The 7,975-nt window shown below is 26.9% G+C and carries 7 protein-coding genes; all 7 read left to right on the top strand.

The genetic code is table 11. The features are described from left to right. Positions 1-1,093: TcaA 3rd/4th domain-containing protein (locus A500_RS20700; protein WP_016206224.1), on the top strand; the 1,093-nt coding region annotated here is incomplete at its 5' end. A 21-nt stretch (positions 1,094-1,114) separates the two neighbouring features. After that, positions 1,115-2,422, top strand: a complete 1,308-nt coding sequence (locus A500_RS19340; protein WP_423219275.1) for a murein hydrolase activator EnvC family protein — start codon at positions 1,115-1,117, stop codon at positions 2,420-2,422. A gap of 691 nt (positions 2,423-3,113) precedes the next feature. Continuing rightward, complete coding sequence (locus A500_RS03570; protein ID WP_016206222.1) at positions 3,114-3,293, top strand: hypothetical protein; 180 nt, start codon at positions 3,114-3,116, stop codon at positions 3,291-3,293. 75 nt (positions 3,294-3,368) lie between these two features. Beyond that, positions 3,369-4,169: a hypothetical protein gene (locus A500_RS03565; RefSeq protein ID WP_016206221.1), complete on the top strand. Its 801-nt coding sequence runs from the start codon at positions 3,369-3,371 to the stop codon at positions 4,167-4,169. Positions 4,170-4,334: 165 nt separating this feature from the next. Beyond that, positions 4,335-5,618: a trigger factor gene (gene tig, locus A500_RS03560; RefSeq protein ID WP_016206220.1), complete on the top strand. Its 1,284-nt coding sequence runs from the start codon at positions 4,335-4,337 to the stop codon at positions 5,616-5,618. 261 nt (positions 5,619-5,879) lie between these two features. Continuing rightward, positions 5,880-6,482, top strand: coding sequence for an ATP-dependent Clp endopeptidase proteolytic subunit ClpP (clpP, locus tag A500_RS03555; RefSeq protein WP_016206219.1), 603 nt, complete (start codon positions 5,880-5,882; stop codon positions 6,480-6,482). 29 nt (positions 6,483-6,511) lie between these two features. After that, positions 6,512-7,807, top strand: coding sequence for an ATP-dependent Clp protease ATP-binding subunit ClpX (gene clpX, locus A500_RS03550; protein WP_016206218.1), 1,296 nt, complete (start codon positions 6,512-6,514; stop codon positions 7,805-7,807). The last annotated feature ends 168 nt before the right edge of the window (positions 7,808-7,975 follow it).

Below are 7,975 nucleotides of genomic sequence, written 5' to 3'. Positions count from 1 at the left end.
TTTTAAGATATATAGTTATGAATCATCAAAAGATATTGTGTTGAAAAATTTAGAAATAGCTTTAAAGGAAAATAAACCTGAAAAGATATATAAAAAAGTAAAAGTTAATAATAAAAAAATAAGTAAAAGTGATTTTCAACCATTATCTGATTATTATTTAGATTATCCAGCTAAAATTGACGACTTAATAAATAAGCTAGATATTTATGGAGAAAGTAGTTTTTTTTCTTTAAAAAATGAAAAAAGATTATTCTTTGATAATTACAAAGTAGAAATAAATCCAATTGATATAAAAATAAACACAAATTTTAATGAGGCTGAGATTTATGTAAATAATTCAAAAATAGAATCAACAAAAATAAAAAGAAGTCTAATTCCCGGGAAATACATAATAAAAGCTGAGTTAAATACATCTTATGGACAAGTAGTTGAAGAACAAACAGTATTTGCAATGCAAAATGAGGAGTATAAGTTAAATTTAAATGCTATAAATATAAATTTAACATCGAATTTTAGTGATGCAGATGTATATATAAATGATATTAATACAAATAAAACTGTAAAAGAAATAAAAAATTATGGCCCAATACCAATAGGGAAAAATATTGAAATATACTTAGAAAGAAAATTTCCATGGGGAATAATAAGAAGCGATAAAGTTAAGGTAGATGAATTGCCAAATATCAATATAGATATTAATATGGTCAATGATACACTTACAACTGATATAGCTAAATTTATTAAAAGTTTTTATGATAGTGTTTTTAATGCTTTAAATTCTAATAATTACTCTTTAATAGAGAATTCAAGTGAGGAGACTAAAAACAAGATTTATGATAGCATAAGAAAAGAAAGTTTATTTTTAAAAAATAATTATGATATTACTGAATTAAATACAGAAGTAAAAAGCAGTGAGTATTATTATGAAAATAATACTTATAAAGCTAATATAGTTATTAATTTAAATTATAGTATAAGCAAAAAGCTTATGCCATTTATAAAAAGTAATGTTGATGAAATGTTTTTAACTCAAGTTCAGTATGTTGATGAAAAATGGCAAGTAATTGATGTGCAAAAGTTTAACTTAGAATAAAGGTAGGTGTATTATAGGTGAATAAAAAATAAAAATACTAACTTTAGCTATTGCAGTAATTTTTCAAGTAATACCTTAGCATTAGCTGATAGTACAAGCTCTTTACAAGATAAAATAAATCAAAATCAAAATGATATAAATAATCTAGAGAATGAAAAAAATCAGATAAATGGTGAACTAGAAAATCAAGCTAATGATTTACAAGGAATACTAAATCAAATAGATGCAAAAAGTAAAGATTTAGATAGTGCAAAGGCAGAAGTAAATTCTTATCAAATTAAAATAAATGAAGTACAAGCTGAAATAGATAAGATAAATAATGAAATTTCTACTGCAGAAGAGGAAATAAAAACTAGAGAAAATCTTATAATACAAAAAGAAGAAGAAGGCAAAAAAATAAAAGAAGCTTTAGATCAAAGAGTTAGAAGTTATTATAAAATTGATATAACTTCAAATTACATATATATGGTATTAAAAAGTGAAAATATAATTTCTTTACTTAATAATATAGAGAATGTATATAAAATAATAAGTTTAGATAAAAGCTTAATGGAAGCTGCTAAAATTCTTCAAAAGCAATTGGAAGAAGAAAAAAATGAGATTTCAAAAAATTTAGAAAAAATAGAATTAAGTAAAGAAGAAATAGTTGCAAAGCAAGATGAACTAAAGGAAGCACAAAAAGAGTTTTTAGTAAAGCAAGAGTTTCACCAAAGTAAGATGAATGAACTTTATGGATTAGAATCGCAGAAATCTAATTTAATATCTTCTCTTACAGACAAACAAGAAGAACTAGAAGATAAAATTGGAGATTTAGTTTCATATAATAAACAATTACAACAAGAATTAGATAGTATATTTGATGAAATAAATAATGGAAATAATGGTGGGGGAAATAATTCTGGTGGAGAAAATTCAGGTGGAAATGGAATACCTGGGGATCCGAGTAGCGAAACATTTTTAAGACCAGGATATGGAGTTGTAACTGACGAATATGGGCCAAGAACAAATCCAGTAACAGGAGAAGCAGGATTTCATACTGGTGTAGATTTAGGTGATCCTTCTGGTGCGCCTGTTGCTGCATCTAAAAGTGGTGTAGTTGCTTATTCAGGATGGATATCTGGATATGGGGAAACTGTAATAATTGACCATGGAAATGGAGTTCAAACTTTATATGGACATAATAGTCAAAGGTTAGTAAGTGTTGGACAAACTGTAGCAAGAGGTGAAACAATTGCATATGTTGGATCAACAGGTATGAGTACGGGTCCCCATATTCATTGGGAAATAAGAATTAATGGACAACATACAAACCCTATGCAATATGTTTAAAAAAGGCCGAAAGGCCTTTTTTTATAGTGAATAATTGATAGTTAGTGATAAAATTCTCCATTAGCAATTATAAAAAAACCTGTACAAGAAAATTGCACAGGTTAAAGGGTTTTATGTTCATTTAAGAAAGGGAATAAATGAACATATGTGGGGTTTTATTAAAACTGTTAATAATAAATTATTAACAGTAGTATGGGCATTTTTATAATGAAAATATATGTAATAAATAAAATAATTGTAAAATTTATATATTTATTATATTATATTTTGTCAAAAAATCCAATAGTTTTAAAAAAAATATCGAAAATAAGATATTTTCGGGATATATTAGAATTTTATAAAATAAAAACATAGAAAAATAAATAAAATCTACCTTATATCAATTAAAGTCTAAGTTTCAAATAGTAAGTACTGAATACTTTGGGGATTAAACACATTTACAATTCAACTAGTATGAAATCCTATCTATGGAAGCTCATCTGAAGTAGATGTAATCATATATTTTATACTTGGTACCTAATCGTATACCTGTTCCATGTTACATCAAATATAAAAACAACTATGAACTGTGCCTTGTGAACTGTGAACTAATAAATTGTTCAGAAATTTATAGTTATTTAACATGGTATTATTTTAATTGGGTAGATAATTAATAAAAACATATATATAATAGAAGTTGAGGTGATATATATTGATAGATTTAAAAAAGGAAGAAATACTAAAATCTACGCCAGATTATGAAGACTATACTGAAAATGAAGCAAAATTATCAGTAGAAGAAATGCGAGAACTTGGACTTTTAAAATGTGGTGGCTGTTGTAGTAGTAAAAATGGTAAATCATCCTGTGGTTGTAAAAGTAAAAGAAAATAACATATAAATGTATTTTATTATAAATAAATGTAAATGCTTTTAATATAAATTATAAATTAAGGGGAGGTATTAGGTGTGAGAAAACCTAGCATATTCAGCAGAGATTATGAGAGAAGAATGAGAAAACGAAGAAGAAGAATAGCTCTTATCTCAATATTAGGACTTATTATTATTGGAATTGTATTTATGAAAATTGCTATGAGTAGCATAAATATGGATACCTTAAGAAATAAAGTTCAGATGTGGATTGATGAAGATGATGCTACTAAAGAAGAAGATAAAAATATTAGCGATTTAGAAGATAATGAAGATAATGAAGTGGTTGAAGAAGCACCTAAAGAACCTGAGATAAAGCTTATAGAATTTAAAGTTAATGATAATATTATAGTAAAAGCAGAATATGAAGATATAAATGGAGCAATTAAGCTTAAAGGAGTAAAGGAAGCACCAAGTAATATTTATTATTCTATAAATGCAGGAAAAAATTTAATTTTGACCATAGATGAAAAGCAAAATATGAAATTTTTTAATATGGATAAAAAAGAAGTTAATATAACAAAGGATAAATATACAGCACCAAATGGTGAAGTATTTAATAAAGATTCAGTTATACAAACATATAATGGATACTTATGGAATGTAGAGGCAAAGTTTATAAGTGATACAAGTGTTGCATATATAAGCAATGTGCCTTACTTTGGATATGATTTAAATAAATATGTATGGGTTGTAGATTTAAGTAATAATAATCATAAGACATTATGGAACTCCAAAGGAAAAGAAATAAAATTTGGAGAATTAAAAGAAAAAGGATTAGAAGTTGTAATTGATGGCAATGTTAAATATGTAAATGTTAATGGCGAATTAACAAATTAACTAAAAGTTTAAATGTTATCAATACAAGAATAATTCAGTTAAGAATTGAATATTTATTACAACTTATATAAACAAATGTTTGAAAGTATTTGATATTATATGGTATAATAACCTAGTTATATCAATTATGATAGAATCGTACTATTTTAGGAGGAAGAGTATACAATGGAAGCTAAAATGGAAAAAATAGAGAAAAACGTTATTAAGTTTGAAGTAAAGGTTGAAGCTGGAGAATTTCAAGAGGCTATAAAGAGAGCTTACAATAAAAATGTTAAGAATTTCAATGTGCCAGGATTCAGAAAAGGAAAAGTTCCTATGGCTATAGTAAAAAAATATTATGGAATAGGAGTTCTAATTGAGGATGCAGTTAATTTTGCAATAGACTCATCATATTCAAAGGCATTAGAAGAAAATAATATAGTTCCTGTTGATTATCCAAAGGTAGATGTAATAACAGCAGAAGAAGGAAAAGATTTTATATATACTGCTGAAGTTACAGTTTATCCAGAGGTAGAATTAGGAGAATATAAAGGTTTAAAAGTAGAGAAGCCATCTTATGAAGTTACAGAAGATGCAATAAATGAAAAATTAAAAGAAATGCAACAAAAAAATGCTAGAATTGAAACTAAAGAAGCTGGAGAAGTAGCTACAGGAGATACAGTAGTTATAGATTTTAAAGGATTTATTGAGGATGTAGCATTTGAAGGTGGAGAAGGAAAAGATTATTCACTTGAAATAGGATCAGGTTCATTTATAGATACTTTTGAAGAACAATTAGTTGGATCTAAGGTTGGAGACGAAGTAGAAGTTAATGTTACTTTCCCTGAAAACTATGGTAGAGAAGAATTAAATAATAAAAAAGCAAGATTTGAAGTTTTAGTAAAAGAAATAAAAATAAAAGAATTACCAGAAATAGATGATGAATTTGCAAATGAAGTATCAGAATTTGATACATTAGCAGAATTAAAAGAAGACATAACAAAGAAATTAGAAGAAACTAACAAGAACAGAGAAGAAAGAGAACATGAAGATGCAATAATAAAAGCTGTTGTTGAAAATGCAAAGGTTGAAATTCCTGCTGTTATGGTAGAAAAAGAAATAGATACAATGGTAAAGAATTTAGAACAAAGACTTCAATATCAAGGATTAAACCTAGAACAATATTTCCAATTTACTGGAACTGATGAAGCGAAAATGAGAGAATATATGAAAGAGAATGCTGAAGTTAAGGTAAAGACAGATTTAGTTTTAGAAGCTATAGAAAAAGCTGAAAATATAGATGTAACAGAAGAAGAATTAAAGGAAAAAGCTAAAGAAGTTGCAAAAATGTATTCAGCAGAAGAAGATGAAAAGCTAGTTGATTTATTATTAAATGGTCAAAGAGCAGCGCTTGTATCTGATGTTAAAGTAGCAAAAACTATAACATTCTTAGTTGAAAATAATAAATAATATATAAAAAATAATTGCCAGAATAAAATTCTGGCAATTATTTCAAATATTCATTAACAAAATAAATAAAATCTTATATAATTTAATATATATATATTTCAATTAATAATATAAATCATTACAGTTTTATAAAATTAATAAACCTATTGAATGAAATAGTAAAATTGAAAGCATATATTTTTAATTTTTTATATAATTAGTTTTTACTAATATGGATATATTATAAAAGAAGGTAGAAAATAGAGAAGGAGGGAATAAGAAATGAGTTTAGTTCCTATGGTTGTAGAGCAAACTAGCAGAGGAGAAAGATCTTACGATATTTTTTCAAGATTATTAAAAGATAGAATAATTATGTTAAGTGGAGAAATTGATGATAATACTTCAAATTTAGTAGTATCTCAACTACTATTTTTAGAAAGTGAAGATCCTGATAAGGATATTTATATTTACATAAATAGTCCAGGAGGGTCAATAACAGCAGGAATGGCTATTTATGATACAATGCAATATATTAAACCAGATGTATCTACTATATGCATAGGCATGGCAGCATCAATGGGATCATTTTTACTTTCATCTGGAGCAAAAGGAAAAAGATTTGCGTTACCAAATAGTGAAATTATGATTCATCAACCTCTAGGTGGTTTCAAAGGTCAAGCAACAGACTTTGATATACACGCAAAGAGAATATTAAAAATAAAAGAATCTTTAAATAAAATATTAAGTGAAAATACTAATCAGCCTCTTGATAAAATCAAAGCAGATGTTGAAAGAGATTATTTTATGTCAGCAGAAGAAGCTATGAATTATGGGTTAGTGGATAAGGTGATTACTAAAAATGATAAAGGTAGCAACGAAATATAGTTCTATCTTAACCTAAGCGAGGTGAATTTATGGCTAAATACGATGATAAGAAACAATTGAAATGTTCTTTCTGTGGAAAGAATCAAGAACAAGTAAAAAGATTAATAGCTGGACCAGGCGTATATATATGTGATGAGTGTATAGACTTATGTTCTGAAATAATAGCAGATGAGTTTGAAGAAAGCATAGAATTAGATACAACAAGTGTACCTAAACCAAATGAAATTAAAAATTATTTAGATCAATACGTAATTGGTCAGGAAAAAGCTAAAAAATCATTATCTGTTGCGGTTTATAATCATTATAAGAGAATAAACTCTAATTTAATGGATGATGATATAGAACTACAAAAGAGTAATATTCTTTTATTAGGTCCTACAGGTTCTGGTAAAACACTTTTAGCACAAACATTAGCTAAGTTTTTAAATGTTCCATTTGCTATTGCAGATGCAACTACACTAACGGAAGCTGGATATGTAGGGGAAGACGTAGAAAATATCCTATTAAAATTAATCCAAAACGCTGACTATGACATAGAAAGAGCAGAAAAAGGAATAATATATATAGATGAAATAGATAAAATTGCTAGAAAATCTGAAAATCCATCTATTACTAGGGATGTTTCTGGAGAAGGAGTTCAACAAGCATTATTAAAGATACTTGAAGGAACTACTGCCTCAGTACCGCCACAAGGAGGTAGAAAACATCCTCATCAAGAATTCTTACAAATAGATACATCTAATATCTTATTTATTTGTGGTGGAGCATTTGATGGAGTAGATAAAATAATAGAAAAGAGAACAGAAAAAAGTTCTATAGGATTTGGAGCAAATATAACATCTAAGCATACTAAAGATATTGGTAAATTACTTAAGGATATAATGCCAGGGGATTTATTAAAATTTGGACTTATACCAGAGTTTGTTGGTAGATTGCCAGTTGTAGTAACTTTAGAATCATTAGATAATGATGCTTTAGTTAATATATTAACTGAGCCAAAGAATGCTTTAGTTAAACAATATAGAAAGCTTTTTGAAATAGATAATGTAGAGCTAGAATTTACTGGTGAAGCATTAAAAGCAATTGCTGATGAAGCTATAGAAAGAAAAACTGGAGCTAGAGGATTAAGGTCTATAGTAGAAGAAATGATGACTGATGTTATGTTTGAAATTCCTTCTGATGAAACAATTTCAAAAATTGTTATAAATGAAGACTGCATAAAATCTAAAAAAAGCCCAGAAATTATAAGGTTATCTGAAGGTGAGGTAAGACCTCAATTAAAGGCTAAGAAAACCAAAAAAAGAAAAGGTATAGAAACAGCTTAATATAAGAACATCTTATTGTTATATTTAACAGTAAGATGTTCTTTTTATTCTTTAGGAAATTATAAAAAGTTTATGATGTGTATAACTATTTATGATTTCTTCCTTCAGCTGGCAAAAGGTCATATATAAGTTTACGTTGACTTGGAGTGGACCGACGGAATAAGAAAA

Source organism: Clostridium sartagoforme AAU1 (assembly GCF_000401215.1).
GTDB lineage: Bacteria > Bacillota > Clostridia > Clostridiales > Clostridiaceae > Clostridium > Clostridium sartagoforme.
The sequence above is the reverse complement of the archived record's forward strand: the minus strand, read 5'-3'. Positions and strand labels throughout refer to the sequence as shown.

Coding starts and splice junctions, on each gene's coding strand:
- clpP (WP_016206219.1), top strand. CDS start 5,880: ATGAGTTTAGTTCCTATGGTTGTAGAGCAAACTAGCAGAGGAGAAAGA.
- tig (WP_016206220.1), top strand. CDS start 4,335: ATGGAAGCTAAAATGGAAAAAATAGAGAAAAACGTTATTAAGTTTGAA.
- clpX (WP_016206218.1), top strand. CDS start 6,512: ATGGCTAAATACGATGATAAGAAACAATTGAAATGTTCTTTCTGTGGA.